17 protein-coding genes are annotated in these 16,187 nt (G+C 42.8%); 2 read left to right on the top strand and 15 right to left on the bottom strand.

Annotated elements, in window-relative coordinates:
- Positions 1-113 precede the first annotated feature (113 nt).
- Complete coding sequence (locus DESMER_RS10070) at positions 114-434, bottom strand: heavy metal-binding domain-containing protein (RefSeq protein ID WP_014902937.1); 321 nt, start codon at positions 432-434, stop codon at positions 114-116.
- 183 nt (positions 435-617) lie between these two features.
- On the opposite strand from DESMER_RS10070, the gene DESMER_RS10065 reads away from it, so the two are divergent.
- Positions 618-1,031: a 4Fe-4S binding protein gene (locus DESMER_RS10065; protein WP_242831076.1), complete on the top strand. Its 414-nt coding sequence runs from the start codon at positions 618-620 to the stop codon at positions 1,029-1,031.
- Positions 1,031-2,782: an aldehyde ferredoxin oxidoreductase C-terminal domain-containing protein gene (locus tag DESMER_RS10060; protein WP_014902935.1), complete on the top strand. Its 1,752-nt coding sequence runs from the start codon at positions 1,031-1,033 to the stop codon at positions 2,780-2,782. Before DESMER_RS10065 ends, DESMER_RS10060 begins: the two co-directional genes overlap by 1 nt.
- Positions 2,783-3,306: 524 nt before the next feature.
- Here DESMER_RS10060 and DESMER_RS10055 read toward each other — a convergent pair.
- The 14 genes from DESMER_RS10055 to DESMER_RS09995 form a co-directional block, all read right to left on the bottom strand.
- Positions 3,307-4,167: an IS3 family transposase gene (locus DESMER_RS10055; protein WP_083856473.1), complete on the bottom strand. Its 861-nt coding sequence runs from the start codon at positions 4,165-4,167 to the stop codon at positions 3,307-3,309.
- Between the two features lie 38 nt (positions 4,168-4,205).
- Complete coding sequence (locus DESMER_RS10050; RefSeq protein WP_014902934.1) at positions 4,206-4,493, bottom strand: transposase; 288 nt, start codon at positions 4,491-4,493, stop codon at positions 4,206-4,208.
- 104 nt (positions 4,494-4,597) lie between these two features.
- On the bottom strand, positions 4,598-4,777 hold the full coding sequence (locus DESMER_RS10045; protein ID WP_014902933.1) for a hypothetical protein: 180 nt from the start codon (positions 4,775-4,777) through the stop codon (positions 4,598-4,600).
- A 229-nt stretch (positions 4,778-5,006) separates the two neighbouring features.
- Positions 5,007-5,657: a superoxide dismutase gene (locus DESMER_RS10040; protein WP_014902932.1), complete on the bottom strand. Its 651-nt coding sequence runs from the start codon at positions 5,655-5,657 to the stop codon at positions 5,007-5,009.
- A gap of 24 nt (positions 5,658-5,681) precedes the next feature.
- On the bottom strand, positions 5,682-5,951 hold the full coding sequence (locus tag DESMER_RS10035; protein ID WP_148275274.1) for a hypothetical protein: 270 nt from the start codon (positions 5,949-5,951) through the stop codon (positions 5,682-5,684).
- A 63-nt stretch (positions 5,952-6,014) separates the two neighbouring features.
- Positions 6,015-6,188, bottom strand: coding sequence for a hypothetical protein (locus DESMER_RS23780; protein WP_158405966.1), 174 nt, complete (start codon positions 6,186-6,188; stop codon positions 6,015-6,017).
- A 71-nt stretch (positions 6,189-6,259) separates the two neighbouring features.
- Positions 6,260-7,504 (bottom strand): NrfD/PsrC family molybdoenzyme membrane anchor subunit, encoded by a 1,245-nt coding sequence (nrfD, locus tag DESMER_RS10030; protein ID WP_014902931.1) that lies wholly within the window; start codon positions 7,502-7,504, stop codon positions 6,260-6,262.
- A gap of 15 nt (positions 7,505-7,519) precedes the next feature.
- Complete coding sequence (locus DESMER_RS10025; RefSeq protein ID WP_014902930.1) at positions 7,520-8,206, bottom strand: 4Fe-4S dicluster domain-containing protein; 687 nt, start codon at positions 8,204-8,206, stop codon at positions 7,520-7,522.
- Positions 8,203-10,773 (bottom strand): molybdopterin-dependent oxidoreductase, encoded by a 2,571-nt coding sequence (locus DESMER_RS10020; protein ID WP_014902929.1) that lies wholly within the window; start codon positions 10,771-10,773, stop codon positions 8,203-8,205. Before DESMER_RS10020 ends, DESMER_RS10025 begins: the two co-directional genes overlap by 4 nt.
- A 119-nt stretch (positions 10,774-10,892) precedes the next feature.
- Positions 10,893-12,536, bottom strand: a complete 1,644-nt coding sequence (gene hcp / locus DESMER_RS10015) for a hydroxylamine reductase (protein WP_014902928.1) — start codon at positions 12,534-12,536, stop codon at positions 10,893-10,895.
- Between the two features lie 586 nt (positions 12,537-13,122).
- Complete coding sequence (locus tag DESMER_RS10010; protein ID WP_014902927.1) at positions 13,123-13,488, bottom strand: hypothetical protein; 366 nt, start codon at positions 13,486-13,488, stop codon at positions 13,123-13,125.
- Between the two features lie 112 nt (positions 13,489-13,600).
- Positions 13,601-14,974 carry a hypothetical protein gene (locus tag DESMER_RS10005; RefSeq protein WP_014902926.1) on the bottom strand — a complete coding sequence of 458 codons (1,374 nt, stop codon included), beginning with the start codon at positions 14,972-14,974 and terminating at the stop codon, positions 13,601-13,603.
- A gap of 242 nt (positions 14,975-15,216) precedes the next feature.
- Entirely contained in the window at positions 15,217-15,870 is a 654-nt protein-coding gene (locus tag DESMER_RS10000; protein WP_014902925.1) for an SdpI family protein, read from the bottom strand.
- Positions 15,867-16,139: an autorepressor SdpR family transcription factor gene (locus DESMER_RS09995; protein ID WP_014902924.1), complete on the bottom strand. Its 273-nt coding sequence runs from the start codon at positions 16,137-16,139 to the stop codon at positions 15,867-15,869. Before DESMER_RS09995 ends, DESMER_RS10000 begins: the two co-directional genes overlap by 4 nt.
- Positions 16,140-16,187: the final 48 nt, after the last annotated feature.

The following is a 16,187-nucleotide window of genomic DNA, read 5'->3' as shown; positions in this document are numbered from 1 at the left end:
TAAAAACACAATATACCGGTTAAGATGTATTTGCATACCTTAACCGGTATATTTTTACAGGGACGTATTAAGCATTTTTCGTCCTCAGCTGGCTGGGATAGCGGCATAAAAGTCTACTCGACACGTACAGCTGTCCCCGAAGCGCTAACCATCAGCATGCTGCCACTTTGACCAACTACTTCATAGTCCAGGTCAACTCCAACAACTGCATTGGCTCCTAATCTTGAGGCACGCTCTTCTAATTCTCGCAAAGCAATTTGTCTGGCGTCTTGAAGTTTTTCTTCATAGGCCCCGGAACGCCCGCCAATGACATCTGTTATGCTTGCGAAGAGATCTCGCATTATGTTAGCACCCATAATAGCCTCACCGGTAATTATGCCAAAATATGCTGTGATTTTATGACCCTCGATAGATGGTGTAGTTGTCAGAATCATGTTTTTGCCTCCTATTCATCTGGTTTCTTTTAATTATAGACGATATACCATGTATTAACAATAAATCGCACTTGTCATTAATCTCTCAATAATTAATAAAAATATGCTAAAAATATTATATTTCAACTGGTTTATTGTAGTATACTTGGATTTATTAGATTTAAAAGGAACATCTGGAGGCTAATGATGAAAGTATTTAAAGCAGTTGAAATGAACCGCTGTATTGGCTGTTTATCATGTATGATAACCTGCAGCGCCGTTAACCAACAAGACCATTCCATCTTAAAAAGTGCTATTCGGATTAAAACCAGTGGTGGACTAACTGGCAAGTTTGTGGCGATTGTCTGTCAAGCATGTAAAGATGATGTACCCTGTGCTGAAATCTGTCCGACAGGGGCACTTAAAAAACGTCCAGCCGGAGGAGTTTTATTAGATAAAGATAACTGTATAGGCTGTGAACTTTGCGTTGGTGCCTGCACTGTCGAGGCAATTTATTTTGACCAAGAGGCCAAAAAGCCTATTGTCTGTAAGCATTGTGGTGTCTGTGTTCGCTTTTGCCCCCACGGCTGTTTAGAGTTAGTTGAGGAGGTTCAGTAATGTTATACGAAAAAACCATTAAGGTTTTGTACATAGATCTTGCTGTAGGTAAAGTCGAAGTCAAGCAGCGAACAGATTTGAGCGAATATCTCGGGGGAGTCGGCATAGCCACAAAATTACTCGAAGAAACCGTTAAACCTGAACTTCCTCCTCTAGCCCCCGAACAACCTATTATCTTGGCGATTGGGGCAATATCAGGTATCTATCCATTGGTTACTAAAACAGTTGCCATGTTCCTTTCCCCCCTTACAGGAGAAATGGGAGAAAGCTACGCAGGAGGCAGACTTGCATTAGCATTATCAATGGCCGGCTATGACGCTGTTGTGATTTCCGGAAAAGCGTCCCGACCTTCTTACATAGCTATTGAAGGAGATACTGTCCAAATCAAGGATGCCCGTCCCATTTGGGGGATGGACTCGGATGTTGTCGGACAATTCCTGCGTGATTCAGAAGAAGGCCGAGGCAGACGCAGCATTTTGCGGATCGGACCAGCCGGTGAAAAGATGGTCAAGTTTGCCAGCGTATGTGTGGATACCTATCGGCATTTTGGTCGCCTTGGCTTAGGGGCAACCATGGGCAGTAAACTGGTCAAAGCGATAATTATCTCCGGAGATAATACGACCAAAATTCAAAACTTCAAAGACTATTTCCGCTCTTACCAAGAAATTTTCAAATCTGTCACAGAGACTGATTTAATGTCTAAATATCACGACCTAGGGACAGCCATCAATGTTGAGTCAGTAAGCGCTTTAGGGGCTCTGCCCACGCGAAACTTGACCGAAAATCACTTCGACGAAGCCGAGGAGATTAGTGGTGAAGCCTTTGCCGAAAAAAGCTTAGTACGAAAGATGGCCTGCACCGGCTGCCCAGTTGGCTGCATTCATATTGGGCAATTCCGTCGTAAGTTTGACGAGGGTTATGACTACGAATCCGTTAGCGTAGCCTATGACTATGAATTAATCTATTCTCTTGGGAGCCTACTGGGTATCCCTAAAACGGATGAAGTATTACATCTGATCGAGGTTGTGGAAAAAACAGGTATGGATGCCATCTCTGCCGGTGTTGCCTTAGCCTGGGCCACTGAAAGCCTAATGCACGGCATTGTCTCCGAAGAGGATACTATTGTCCCCCTAACCTTTGGCAATTCGGAAAACTACTCTAAGGCCATCCGCTATTTAGCCAGTCGAAAGAATTCCTTTTATGAAGCTCTCGGAGAAGGAACCCGTTCTGCCGGTGCAAAGTTCGGCGGCAAAGACCACGCTCTCCAAGTTGCGGGCAATGAAATACCCGGCTATCACACGGGCTATGCCAATTTAGTGGGTCTTACCGTAGGTGCACGACACTCCCATCTATGCAATGCAGGTTACTCAGTTGACCAGTCCTTAAAAGACTTTGACGAACAAAAAGCTGTCAATAAACTCTTTGACGAGGAACTTGAACGCTGTCTCTTAAATTCCCTCGTTATCTGTCTCTTCGCTCGAAAATTATACAATCGGGAGACAGTGCTAAAAGCTCTTAGAGCGGCAGGCTATCCTTTAACCGATGCTGAGCTCACATTAATTGCCAAGCGAATATACTCCACAAAGCTGCGCCTTAAAGAAAAACTAGGCTTCGACCCGCGCCAAGTTGAGTTACCTAAACGCTTCTTTAAGACTCCAAGCATGCAAGGAATCCTGGATTCAACAATGGTAGAACGCATGATAAGTCAGTATGTAGAAAAATGCGAAGCCTTACTCGCCGAAAAAATCTAAATCAAAAAGGAACGAAAGTCTTGAAAGACACTCGTTCCTTTTTGCTATGGGTGAAAGTAAGGGGCATTGCCCCTTACTTTCTCTATACTTCACTACTTTCACACCCTCCGTCCCCCAGCCCCCACCGACCAGAAACTAAGGGGACATTTTGCTTAGTGAACACTTTAGTGAAGTTCACGATAAAGCGAGCGCCGATGCTGAAGGGCTAATTGCGCCCAGGTTCACATCTTGCGCCGCCCAGAGGTTGGCGCAATTCCTTCAGCATCCAGCGAGCTAGTGAACGCAACGTGTGTGAACGGGCATTGTGGAATTGTCAAATTTAGTTTAGTCCCTAAACTCGTAATTCTGGCATAAAATTGCCCTTGTTGATATCCGGTAGTTGGTGTGAAGTCAAGGGTAAGGTGGAGATTTTCCAGAAATCTTTTCTCTGGAAAATACAACCTGACCTTGACGAACTTCACCATAAAATAATTGAGATGGGTCTTGCGACAATTTTGAGGAGCAAGACCTTGACTACCCATTTTTTAAGATGCTTTTATTAACTGCTCTTTGTAATAGTTTAAACGCTTGATCAGAGGAGGATAGCCGTCATTAGTCGTGTAAATTCTTTTACGATTATAGTAGACTTCTATAAACCTAAAGATCATGCTTTTAACAACATTCATGCTCATGGTTTCTGTTTTGTACTTATAGATTTTCTCTTTCTTTAGTGTAGCAAAAAACGATTCCATTCTAGCATTATCAAAACATTTCCCGGTATTGCTCATACTTTGGACTGCCTCATACCGGGCCAAAGTTTCTCGGTAAAGTTTACTGGTATATTGACTTCCTCTGTCGCTATGAAAGATCATTCCAGTAGCTGGATATTTTTTGACGGCAGATAAGAAGGCATCGACGCAAAGCTCAGCTCTCATGTTATCAGCCATTTTAAACCCGACAATGCTTCCGTCAAAACAGTCTAGTATTGCAGCAAGATAGAGCTTTCCGTCAGAAGTTGGGATTTCTGTGATGTCCCCCAGCCACTTCTGATTAGGTAACGAGGCACTAAAATCTTGTTGAATCAAGTTTTCACTGGCTTGTGCTGATGGATCTGCCTTGGTAATCCCTTTGGCATAGAACTTCTTCTTGAGTCTAAGCTTATGCTCTTTGCAAAGTTTCAGGATCAGATAATAGCTTTGGGTGTAATTGTGAAAAAGCTTCAACTCCAAATAAATTCGATAGGGTCCATAGTCCGGATTTTCTGCACGAATCTCAAGGATTTTAGCCAAAAGGTCATTATATTTATAGGGGCGATTTTGGAGGCGTAGCCATTTGTAATAACCGGCCTCACTAACTTTTAGTACCTTACAAAATTCTTTGATACTATGCTTAGTTGGTTCTTTAATCTTTTGTACCCGTATAAATCTGAATAGTTCTCGTGCAGCTATCTCTTTTGGCTCTCGGCGAAAAAACCTAATGCTTTTTTCAAAATATCGTTAGCTGATTCCAGTTCTTTGATCTTCTTTTCCAATGCAGCTATATCTGCAGTTTTAGGGTCGATACGCGGGTGACCACTACCTACAAAGGCTTGATCGCCATGTTTATTTAATTTGTCGCGCCATGTACGTAATGTCGTTGAAGGTATGCCTAATTGTCTGGAGGCTTTGGTGGGTCCTAATTCATAGGACAATTTGATAGCTTCTTCTTTAAAGTCATCGTCATAATCTCGCATCTGGAATATCCATCCTTTCACAACCATTCTTTCCAGATTTACGAGTTTTCTGACTCAACTAAAATGATACTGCTCCATTGTCCCCTTACTTTCACACCCCTAAATTAATGCACCAAAAACTGCCTTACATCGTCAAGGGCTTTCCTTAAATTCTGAAGAGCTTCCTCGCTCATTCGTCCTGAATTTTTCATCCTTTCGATTAGATCATCAGGACCAATCCCCTGCATTTTCATTGTATTGATAATCTCTTTTTCATCTCTGGTTAAATCTTCCCATTTTCTCATTATTAACACCCTCCTATTTTGTTAAAACAGCGACCTGCTTTGTAGCTTTTGAGTTCTACAAATTTTTATGTATTTGCCCTTATTTTTTTAAACATAATCAATTCTTTAATGACAAAATCAGTATAACTTAAACCGAACACCTTAGTAGTCCTCGGTTTAAATAATACTGATTTTGTCATATAACCTAACTATAGAAATAGCGGGACAAAGCTCCGGGGTTCTTAATACTCTAGTTAATTACTAGCGGCATCTGACCTACCAAAGCTAGATTCAGTCTCTTTTCAACAGCAGCCCAATTAACGATCTGCCACCAGGACCTAACATATTCCTTGCGTTTCGATAGATAATCCAGATAATAGGCATGCTCCCATACATCCATTACAAGCAGCGGAATGCCTCCAACCTGAAAGAAATTCTGATGTTTCTCGATTGCTAGGATTTCTAAGCGTCCCCATCCGGGTTGCCATACTAACGCAGCCCAGCCAGACCCTTCCACATTAATTGCAGCCTCACTAAACTGTTCTTGGAACGCAAGAAAACTACCAAAATAATTAGCCATTAAATTATGAATTTGAGTACCGGGAGTTTCCCACCGATTCCCAATAGGGGCCATCGAAGTCCAATAAATGCTATGCAAAATATGACCGGAACCATGAAAAGCAATTTCCCGCTCCCAATGTTTAACAAGACTGTAATCCCTCTTACCCCGCGCTTCAGCCATTTTAAGCTCTGCCTTATTCAAACCTTCCACATAAGCTTTATGATGTTGACTATGATGAATTTCCAGCAATTTTCCGCTAACAACCGGCTCAAGGGCATGATAGGAATAAGGTAACGGCGGCAATCTATGTTGCCCCAGCGGCACTGTTAAGTACTGCATAAGTATCCCTTCCTTTTTGTGAAGTCAGTTTAAACCTAATATATTCATCATTAATTTTTTTTGCACCACAAAAACTAAAGGAACATTAGCAGAGGTGTGAACGGACATTGTCCCCTTACTTTCACCATACTTTACTACTTTCACACCCGCCGTCCCCCAGCCCCGCCGACCAGAAACTAAGGGGACATTTTGCTTAGTGAACACTTTAGTGGAGTTCTCGATAAAGCGAGCGCCGATGCTGAAGGGGCAATTGCGCCCAGGTTCACATCTTGAGCCGCCCAAAGGTTGGCGCAATTCCTTCAGCATCCAGCGAGCCAGTGAACTCAACGTGTGTGAACGGGCATTGTCCCCTTACTTTCACCATACTTCACTACTTCCACACCTTCCGTCCCCCAGCCCCAGGCGACCAGAAACTAAGGGGACATTTTGCTTAGTGAACACTTTAGTGAAGTTCACGGTAAAGCGAGCGCCGATGCTGAAGGGCCAATTGCGCCCAGGTTCACTTCCTGCGCCGCCCAGTGGTTGGCGCAATTCCTTCAGCATCCAGCGAGCCAGTGAACGTAACGTGTGTGAACGGGCATTGTCCCCTTACTTTCACACTCCTACTTTTGCGGCACAAAATTATACATTCTTAACGCCAAGGTAACCACAAAGAGTAGCAGTCCAAAGGGTAAAAGAGCAACAGCACACTCAATAAGTGTTGGCATATAGGCCCATGAACTGACAAAGACCGGCACACCCTCCTGAAGCTGTCCAATTGCCACTGGATAAGCCCAACTTTCAATGCCCGCACTTGGAATAGCCAAGGAAAGGGGAATCGAATTAAAAGCAGGATACATCAGCATTAAACGATGAGCAAATACTCCGACAAAAAGAAGCAAACTCCCAATTATCAAGGCATTAAAACTATTTTTTCCTTTCTTGGTTAAAAAGAATACCATTGTGAAAGCAGGAAGCAATAGTTCTGTCCCATAGAGGAAGCCATAGTGACTGAAAATAAGGGATAATACCTCCTTACCTTCAGGGCTTCCCCACCAGCCATGGATCAGCAAATCTACGGAGACAAAGAAGAAATGAACAACTAAAGAACCTGCAACAATTAGGGCCATGGTTTGAAATGCCCCCTTATACTGTTCAAATCGCTCCTTACCCACAGCGAACAAAGCTATAACCATGACAAGAGCAGTCCCCGAGGCAATTGCCACAGAAACAAAGTCCGGCGGCAGCACAGCCGTATTCCACCACCCTCGGGATTCCTGAGTGGCAAAAATCAAGGCTGTCACAGTGTGAATTAAAATAGCTACCGGTAACCCTACCAAGGCAACCCGTTTAGACCATTTTTTCGAAAAGGCCTCTACATATTCTTGAGGGCGCTCCTTAGTCCACCCATTTAAAAACCCCCGTCCTTCCTTTTTCCAATCCGGCAATAGTTGAACATAGACGCTTAAGAAGGTGATTAGAAGGTAAGCAGATATAACAATAACATCCCAAACCAAAGGAGATTTAAAATTAGGATAAACAAAGATATTCCAAACCCGATCTACCCGGCCCATATCCGGAAAGATCATGGCTCCAGCCCCTAAGATGCTGGCAAAGGCCGAGAGAGACGCAATTCTGGTAAAAGGCTTCAGCTTTTCAATGTTGAAAAGATACACTGAAGAGGAAATAATCAATCCCCCGGCTGCCACCCCTACAAAAAAGGCAAAGGTTGCAATATATAAGCCCCAACTAAATGGATTTCGCATATTAGTGACGATCAAGCCCTGGTTTATTTGGTATCCCCAAGCAATTAAACTAATCAGAATCAAAACACCTGCCAGAACCATGAGTAAATTATTTTTTTTCATGTCAATCCACCTCCTTTAGCGTATCGGCTTCGCCGGGGCCAGATAGAATACCTTGGGCGAAGTACCCAACTCTTCTTTTAGGCGAAAGGACTGCCGCTTTTTAAGCAGTTTACTGACTTCAGAGTTAGGATCATCCAGATCTCCAAAAATCCGAACCTTCCCCGGACAGCCCCGGACACAAGCAGGTTCTTCCCCTTGAGAGGTGTATTGGGCACAGAAGGTGCATTTTTCCACCACCCCCACGGGGCGATTGGGAGTGAACACCAGCCTGCCGTCTTTATCTCGAAAATCCTCAGGATAGCCATACTCATAGCCTTTTTCATACCCAACCCGATCTTTGGCCTTTTTCGGATCTTCCCAATTATACTGACGAACTCCATAAGGACAGGCAGCTATACAATATCGACAGCCTATGCAGCGCTCATAATCGATGAGAACCACTCCCCGTTCATTCGTATAGGTAGCCCCTGATGGACAAACTTTTTGACAGGCGGGATTATCGCACATTTGACAGGATACGGGCAGGTATTCCATGGACAGAGCTCCGTCTTTACCCACGGCTGCTTGATGAAAAGAGGCCCCGGGAGTAAACACTCTATTCCACCAAGTTCCGGGTGGCTGGGCATTATGGGATTTACAGGCAACAGCACAAGAACGGCAGCCGATGCAGCGATCTAAATCAATCACCATCCCAAGTCTCATAAACTATCACCAACCTTTCTCACATCACAGAGGCATTCATTCCAGGCCGTGTTGGGAGACCACATTCCCGGAACAAAGTATATTTCATGAGTGGGTTTAATAAAGGGATAGGTTAAAGAATTATAGGATGCTCCTTTTAGATAACGGCTCCACCACCCTTGTTCAAAGACAGCCTGTTTTCGCCCAACCCCCGGATCGATAATCGCATAAGCTGTCAGTTTACCGCGATCATTATAGATTTCAACTTCGTCCCCTTCCTTAATCCCTTTTTCTTGGCCATCTTCAGGGCTAAGCCATACTCTCGGCTTTCCTTCTTGAAGCTCGTTCATCCAAACATTATTTGAATGGGTAGAGTGGACACGATAAATAGCATTGCGAGTGACATAACAAAATTGATACTTTTCCTTAGCTAAGGGATTTAAGGCATATTCACTTTCCTCAAAAGGAGGTTTATGCACGGGCAGGGCCTCGCCTGCTTGGAGCATGAGATCTTCATCTTTGTAAAATTCTATCCTTCCACTCTTCACAAACTGAGCAGTTTGTTCAAGTTTAGCCGGCAGGCTGACTGGCGGAAAAGGCTTTTTATGCTGGACTTGTTCATAAAAGGGAATCTGCCTGCCTCCGGGGACCTCGGACTTCAGGCGAACCGGGCCTTTTCTGAGGTGTTCCAGAGTAATCCCAGCCACTTCAGGTCCACCGGTTTCCAGCAGGAGTTCGATAACTTTTTCTGCGGCCTGATTAGGCTCCAAGTCAGGATAAAAATATTTTTCAAAGTCCGGGTTAAGCCGCTTGGCTAATTCTCGCACAATCCAAAACTCCGGTTTTCCCTCATAAAGAGGATCTACCAACCGTTGCTGGAGTTGGAGATAAGGATGTACCGGAGTGGCCACCAGATCTGTCTTTTCATACCAGGACACAGCCGGTAATACAGCATGACTGTACTGGCAGGAGGTAGTCATCTGGAAATCAGTGGTGACGACAAATTCTAAATCCTCTTTTTCCACCATTTCCCGCAGTCTGTTGGACATGTTGTGCTGATCAAAGGGGTTACCCCAGCCCACAATAAGGGCCTTTATCCCGTTTTTGGGCCACTTGGCTTTCATGGTTTTAGTGGGACCGTGAAGAACATAGAGAAAGGGCAGCCAGTTTTGTTTTTTCCCTTCCGGAACCCACCATTCTGCAACCTTAAAACGAATTCGATATTGGCCGGCATATGTAGATATTCCGGCACCTGGCTTGCCAATATTTCCGGTAAGAACCGGCAACAAGGCTAAAGCCCTTCCTTTCAGATCACCGTGATACCACTGATAATTTCCTGCTCCATAGATGACATGCAGAGGTTTAGTGCCAGCCATTTCTCGGGCAATCCGCAGCAGATCATCTTTAGGTATCCCTGCAGTTTTTTCAATCTCTTCAGGTGTGTATTGGCTTAAACATTCTTTTAGTAATTGAAAGGCTGGTTTGACCTTGACGGTTTCACCTGTTTTTAAGGTCACATCCACTTCCCCTTCGATCACCACATCTGATGGCAGATCGAGTTTTTCCGGATGTACCGCCCTAAACTGCCCATTGTAGGCAACATAAGCTTCTCGATAGGCCGGAATATCTGACGGTTTAGTCAGGCCTTTTACCTCATCAGCCTTAAGTCGTTTGCCATTATCAACACGTACCAGGAGGGGCAGATCTGTAAAGGTTTTAATGAAGTCAGAGTCGTAAAGAGTCTCTTCAATTAATACCCGTGCTAAACCCAAGGCAACTGCTGCGTCACTGCTTGGTTTAATCGAAAACCATTCATCGGCTTTTGCGGCAGTAGGACTAAAGTTAGGATCAAAAACCATGATCTTGGCCCCCCGATTTCTCGCTTCTAAGAGAAAATGGGCATCTGGAATTCGAGTCGCCAAGATATTGGAGCCAAAAACCATAACGTAACGAGAATTATGCCATTCTCTTGGCTCAATTTCCTCACTTTGAACTCCAAAGGTCATTGGCCAAAACATGGGCAAGTCTCCGTTTTGATCGTAAGCATGATGCATTGTCCAGCCAGCTAAGGTCGCTAAACGGCTGACCGCCCCTTTTTGAACGTATCCGGTTCCTCCTACCTGAAAGACCACCCCGATTGATTCCGGCCCGTATTTCTCGGCAATTTCCTTCAGTCGTCCTGCTGTATAATCCAAGGTTTCATTCCAGGAAGCTTCTTTAAAATCTCCTGAACCGGGCTTTCCCGTTAAGATAAGAGGTTTCTGCAGGCGGTCAGGACCATAAATTAAATTAGTCATAGATAGCCCTTTCAGGCAACCACGGGGATTGTAGTCTGCTTCGGGATAATCAGCAGCTTGAATAATTGACTTGATCTGACCGTCTTCGACAAGGGCATTCATTCCACACGCCCCTGTACAGTTCGGTGAACAGGTTGTTCTCACATAGTTGATTTTCGAGTCACCTTGCTTAGGCGCCGCACCTGCTTGACGAATTACGGAAGCTGTGCCTATTGTTCCTGCCACGACACCGGTAGCAGCAGTCAATTTAAGAAAATGCCTACGAGTGAGTTTCAGATTCTGCGTTCCCATTGTATGAACACCTCCTATTGGTTATGTGAATTAATTCTCATACCATATAACATGCCGCCTTAGAAAAATGACTGCCTTCATGTGGAAGGCAGTCCATTCACTAAATTACTTAGTGGGCATTATGACATAAACATTTTGACGTCATCTTCAACATTGGAAATGCCAGCTATACCGAAGTTTTCAACTAAAACTTTAACCACATTCGGAGACAGGAAGCCCGGTAAGGTTGGTCCGAGGTGAATGTTTTTCACACCTAAGTGGAGTAAGGCTAACAGTACGATGACTGCCTTTTGCTCATACCAGGCAATGTTGTAGGAAATCGGCAGTTGATTAATATCATCGAGGCCGAATACTTCCTTAAGTTTCAAGGCGATGACTGCTAAAGAATAGGAGTCATTGCATTGTCCTGCATCAAGGACTCTTGGAATACCGCCGATATCACCTAGGTTAAGCTTATTGTATTTATATTTTGCACAGCCGGCGGTTAAGATTACAGTGTCTTGAGGGAGTGCTTTGGCAAAATCAGTGTAATAGTCCCGACTCTTCATGCGACCATCACAACCTGCCATTACGAAGAATCGCTTAATGGCTCCGGATTTTACGGCGTCAACCACTTTATCTGCCAGGGCCATTACTTGATTATGAGCAAATCCCCCAATGATTTCACCGGTTTCGATCTCCGTCGGAGCTGGGCAGCTCTTAGCATGGGCAATCAAAGCAGAAAAATCTTTGGCCTTTCCGTCTGCCCGGTCGGCGATGTGTTTAACTCCCTCAAATCCTACAACTCCTGTTGTGTAGACTCGGTCTTTGTAGGAATCTTTCGGAGGAACAAGGCAGTTAGTGGTTAAGAAAACGGGACCGTTAAAGGAATCAAACTCTTTGTCTTGCTTATACCAAGCATTTCCGTAGTTCCCTACAAAATGGTCATACTTTTTGAAAGCCGGATAGTAATGAGCCGGGAGCATTTCACCGTGAGTATAAACATCGACACCTGTTCCTTCGGTTTGTACGAGTAATTCTTCAAGGTCTTTCAAATCATGACCGCTGACGAGAATGGCCGGGTTGTTCCTGACTCCGATGTTCACTTTCGTGATTTCAGGGTTTCCGTAAGTGGAGGTATTAGCCTTATCTAAAAGAGCCATTACATCCACACCATATTTTCCGGCCTCTAAGACCAGACCCACTAAATCGCCGACTTCTAATGTATCATCAATAGTCGCTGCCAAGGCTTTTTCAATAAAGGCGAAGATTCCGCTTTCTTTATGCTCTAGAGTATAAGCATGCTCTGCATAAGCCGCCATCCCTTTTAGCCCGTAAGTGAGCAGCTCTCTGAGGGAACGAATATCCTCGTTTTCTGTGGCTAAGATTCCAACCACTGCAGCTTTCTTTTCAAACTCTTCGGCAGGTGCCGTCCAAGTTGCCGCGTCGTGTAAGTTCTCTGGAATTACGCCGCCCACTCTAAGGAGAGCTTGTTTAAGATCTTCGCGGAGTAAGAGTGCCTCTTGAATTCGTTCAACGAAACGAGCCTTATCAAAGTTGGCATTAGTAATTGTGCTAAAAAGGCTTTCCATGATAAATTTTTCTACATCTTTGCGAATAAGATAACGTTCCCGCGCTTGAACCGCGTAAACGGCAATTCCCTTCAATGTATAGATCAGAAGGTCTTGTAAATTAGCGACGTTTTCGTTCTTCCCACAGACACCCTTAATCGTGCACCCGGTTCCTTTGGCGGTTTCCTGACATTGATAACAAAACATACTCATATTTCTTCCCCCTAATTTTATTTAAATTGTTTTTGTAACTCGTTTTGACTAAGGTTAGTTTATATCAATTAAACGTATCATACCGTGATCTTACAGTTTGTTTTAGTGTGATAAAAATCACACCGGAATCCGAAACAATAGTAATAATAGTTTGCAATTATGATGATTTTGCCTGTTCTTAAATTGACAGATTTTCTTTAGCGGAGTATTATAAATTATAAGAAATATAATTTCTGAATTGTCAAACTACATCCCTCCTAACTATTTATTGCCCTTGAAAGGAGATGACGATATGCGGGTTTTAAGATCTTTTTGGGATTTCTTAGTTTTCTTCGGAACTTGGCTTTGGCCTTATGAGGAGCAAACAGCAACGGACGTTAAATAAACGTCCGTTCTCTTTATAATCAAGCTAAACTATTATTAAATCCATTACTCTGCAATCTATCGAAATGATTGAGAAAATACAAGTATTTCCCTTTTAAGTGAGTATCTCTTATTTAATAATATTAAAAGACATGGACGGTTATCAGTCCATGTCTTTTAATTATCTAAAAAGTTTAGAATGAAAGGATCTTAGACTTAAACATCATGAATCCATAAAAACAGTACTTAAGTATCCTAAAAGCTCTACAAAAGATGTATGGAAGGCTCCTGAAGCCAGAATTATATCAAAATAGATAATTTGCTCAGACGTATCTATATCCCAGGTCACCTTCTCTATAATACCTTTGCCAAATAGCAAAGAGGTTTTAAGCTTTGAAATTGTTAAGAGAGCTTCTTTCTCTAAATACGGAATTACATTACTGTATTGTTCAAGATCAAACTCTCGATAAAACTTGACCTTGTTTCTCGACACGAAGGTCACATGGCATGGAACCAAGCATAAATCCTTTGATTCCTGGTAATCGCTCATAATGGCTTCATTAGCATTACTTGTTTGTAAAGGTTTCATTATTTCTCCTCCGGCAGTCAGTCACATATATAATTCGGCTTAGAAAGCCTCTTATGTAAATACGATCCTCAGTTCTTTTTTAGAGGGGCCGGAGTAAAAAAATTCAAAAAAGCTAAAGCCACCCTATTAGTCGAAAGACCGTTAAAATAAGGATCATTAAAGTGGAGGCAATAATCACATATAAGCTATTCCAACGGGGACCCACATTCATGGGAGACTGGCCTGTCAGGCCGGATAAGGCGATAACTGTTGCCGATGAGGGTGAAATGGATATTCCCATAGCCCAGCTAATTGCTAAAATAAGGGCCACATAGGTTGGAGTTACGCCATAAGCTGCAGCTTGGACCGTGCCGCCAATAATAGTCACCGGAATTATAGGGTGAATGCCTAAGGCAGAGAGTATCAGAATACTAACGATAATTACGATAGCAAGCAATACAGCATTTTGTCCGACAAAGAGGGATAAAATCACAGATAGATAATTACCTAAATGAGAGTAATTGATACTGGTAGCAAAAAGTCCGGCACCAACAAAAAGGATTATTTCGTTCTTAAGCTTTGGAACACTTTCCTGAAAATAACCTCTAAACTCCCTAATCAGGATCCCTAAACGACCAATTATCCCCATCCAAACAAATGGGAAGATCAGTGATGCCAAGGAAACCACAATAACCGTATGTATTCCTGTAACTAAGGAGATGACAGCAATAGCGGTAATTAAAATTATACTAAAAACACTCAGCTCGAATACTTTCTTCCCATCATATTTAACATCAGGCTCCTCAAATGCAGAAGCAGCGCTCATCCCAGCCCTTTTTTCCTCATACATGGTCATAAAGTAACCTACTAAGCCTGCTATTACACCACATAAGATGGCATAAGGAGAAAAAAGAAGCCAGCTTGCTCCGCTTAGATGCACGATCAAAGCTATGGCTGCAGTGGTAGGAGCCCAAATCGTACAAGTTGCAAAACCTCGAACAATGGCAGAACTTAAGAGCTTCCTGTTAGAGCTTCTAGTACTGGCCTGGCTTATCTGAAGGACAAGAGAAACCACGGCCAAATTTACCAATACTCCTACAAAGGCAGACACAAAGCTTACCAGCAGATAAAAACGGCTATCATTATAAACATAACGCTTAAAGACCCCTTGTAAGGCTTCAAAGTATCCTCCATGCTTGATGGGAATACCTAAGAGTGGTACCAAGGTAAACATTACGACAAGATAAATATTTTCTTGCAAGGCTTGCTGCCAAACATTAAGAGGCGCATGGTAGAAAAGAAAAAGAAGGATGCTTAGGGCAAATAGCATAAAGCCAATTACCAAAGTCGTACCCCTAACCTCCCAAAAACTTAGCCCAACGACAACAATCATCATCAGCAGATTAAAATCATCCATTAAGGTTGATTTGATAAAAAGGTTGCTTAAGAAAACAAAGGCAATACCTAAAGTGAGTATACAGCGGATACGAGTAAAAAGATCTTTCATAAACTAAACTCCTTGCAACGGTCACTTCTTACTAAAATCTTCACCGCTTTTTATTATAGCATATTCTTTACAATTGCTTTCTCTAGGATTAAAGAAAAGAGGATTAGAGCAAAAGCGGTCTCTTCACCTGTGGAAGCAGACCGCTATCCTATAGAAATAATCACTTTGATTTAGACCCAGTTTTCATACTCCCTCTTGCTTTGTTCTCTTCACTAATGCTGATCTTAATAGTTAGATATTACTCATTGCAACTTTTGCTTGCGATGTTGAACCCAAGAATACAAGATAGGTTCAAGGGCAGAAACAAATATTACAGCAAAATAGACAAAGGCACTGCCACTCCCGGGGAAGAATGCCAATACACTCATAATGAGTCCAGCAATAAACCAAACAAAGCCCCCATGACGATGGGTCTTGGCCCACACCACTTCATTATCCAGAGTCCAAGGTGTCTTAATGCCCATAAAATAGTTTTGTTTAAACTTAGGCATCAAATTTCCCAGAACTATTAAAAGAATACCCAACATTAGTTTAATAATCATATCAACTTTAATAAAGGTCGCTCCCAAACTAATTGACATTGTTACAAATTGCAGAACGGCAAAGAAAGCGACTAGGATAAATCTAATTAGAAAGTACTGATCCTTAAATCTGTCGTAGTTTGCTTTTTTAGGATCAATTTTTGGTAATATGGCTACCAGCAGGGTTACTGCTATTCCGATTAGCGGAGCCATAAACGCCCCTGGGAATTTTGGATACCAGGCATCAATTTCGCCATGAATATTCCAGTGCATAGGAATTTCTGCAGGCAAATTATTAAAGATGAAGACTGTAATTACCAGAGGAATCAAGGCCATGGCCCACATTAATCTCATCATTACTTTCTCGTTTTTCATTGTTTATCGACCCCTTTCAGCTCTATTAACCAAGCCATGATTTCTTCAATGACCGAAGTATTCAGCTCGTAGAATATATATTTGCCATCCCGTCGATCCGTAACTAATCCCCCGTCCTTTAATACCGAAAGATGGTGTGACACAGTGGCCTGGGTCATTGAAAAATGAGCCGCAATATCTCCTGCTGTCATATCACCATTCTTCAGCAAATTTAAAATTTCTCGTCGAGTTTTATCGGACATTGCTTTTAAAGATTCCTGAAACCCCATGTCCCTCCCCCTTTCATTTAGAAGATCATCTAAATGTATTTTACCCTT

Source organism: Desulfosporosinus meridiei DSM 13257 (assembly GCF_000231385.2).
In the GTDB taxonomy this organism is placed as follows: domain Bacteria; phylum Bacillota; class Desulfitobacteriia; order Desulfitobacteriales; family Desulfitobacteriaceae; genus Desulfosporosinus; species Desulfosporosinus meridiei.
The sequence above is the reverse complement of the archived record's forward strand: the minus strand, read 5'-3'. Positions and strand labels throughout refer to the sequence as shown.

Bases quoted from the DNA above. Each gene is read 5' to 3' on its own strand.
- DESMER_RS10060 (WP_014902935.1), top strand. From the start codon at position 1,031: ATGTTATACGAAAAAACCATTAAGGTTTTGTACATAGATCTTGCTGTA.
- DESMER_RS10050 (WP_014902934.1), bottom strand. From the start codon at position 4,493: ATGCGAGATTATGACGATGACTTTAAAGAAGAAGCTATCAAATTGTCC.
- DESMER_RS10065 (WP_242831076.1), top strand. From the start codon at position 618: ATGATGAAAGTATTTAAAGCAGTTGAAATGAACCGCTGTATTGGCTGT.
- DESMER_RS10070 (WP_014902937.1), bottom strand. From the start codon at position 434: ATGATTCTGACAACTACACCATCTATCGAGGGTCATAAAATCACAGCA.
- DESMER_RS10020 (WP_014902929.1), bottom strand. From the start codon at position 10,773: ATGGGAACGCAGAATCTGAAACTCACTCGTAGGCATTTTCTTAAATTG.
- DESMER_RS10040 (WP_014902932.1), bottom strand. From the start codon at position 5,657: ATGCAGTACTTAACAGTGCCGCTGGGGCAACATAGATTGCCGCCGTTA.
- nrfD (WP_014902931.1), bottom strand. From the start codon at position 7,504: ATGAAAAAAAATAATTTACTCATGGTTCTGGCAGGTGTTTTGATTCTG.
- DESMER_RS10000 (WP_014902925.1), bottom strand. From the start codon at position 15,870: ATGAAAAACGAGAAAGTAATGATGAGATTAATGTGGGCCATGGCCTTG.
- DESMER_RS10045 (WP_014902933.1), bottom strand. From the start codon at position 4,777: ATGAGAAAATGGGAAGATTTAACCAGAGATGAAAAAGAGATTATCAAT.
- DESMER_RS09995 (WP_014902924.1), bottom strand. From the start codon at position 16,139: ATGGGGTTTCAGGAATCTTTAAAAGCAATGTCCGATAAAACTCGACGA.
- DESMER_RS10005 (WP_014902926.1), bottom strand. From the start codon at position 14,974: ATGAAAGATCTTTTTACTCGTATCCGCTGTATACTCACTTTAGGTATT.
- DESMER_RS10025 (WP_014902930.1), bottom strand. From the start codon at position 8,206: ATGAGACTTGGGATGGTGATTGATTTAGATCGCTGCATCGGCTGCCGT.
- hcp (WP_014902928.1), bottom strand. From the start codon at position 12,536: ATGAGTATGTTTTGTTATCAATGTCAGGAAACCGCCAAAGGAACCGGG.
- DESMER_RS10010 (WP_014902927.1), bottom strand. From the start codon at position 13,488: ATGAAACCTTTACAAACAAGTAATGCTAATGAAGCCATTATGAGCGAT.